A 280-nucleotide genomic window follows, 5' to 3' on the forward strand; every position below is an offset into this window, starting at 1 on the left:
CTTAGGCGTCGCCTACCTAGGTAGGATTGTTCGGATCTTCCACAGTCTCTCTTACGAAGCCGGATCCGGCCGGGGTCAGGTCTGGCCGGCCCGGAGCTGGTAGAAGATGTGCCGGCCGATCACGTCCATCTTGCGCAGGCGGCGGGCCCAGCCCGGGCGCACGTAGTCGGCGTGGTAGTGGGTCGCGGCGCCGACCTCGGCGAGGTAGGTCCGGCCCTCGATCACCGAGCGGGCGATGCGGGTGGCGCTCTCCCAGGCGCCGGCGTCGGTGATGCGCAGG

At 69.6% G+C, this 280-nt stretch carries 1 protein-coding gene; it reads right to left on the reverse strand.

The window, feature by feature from the left end; all coding sequences use genetic code 11:
* Window positions 1–75: 75 nt before the first annotated feature.
* On the reverse strand, window positions 76–280 hold a 205-nt coding region (locus KZZ06_RS20480), incomplete at its 5' end, for a cell wall hydrolase (protein ID WP_219581815.1).

The organism is Sulfitobacter sp. CW3 (genome assembly GCF_019392245.1).
Lineage (GTDB): Bacteria > Pseudomonadota > Alphaproteobacteria > Rhodobacterales > Rhodobacteraceae > Sulfitobacter.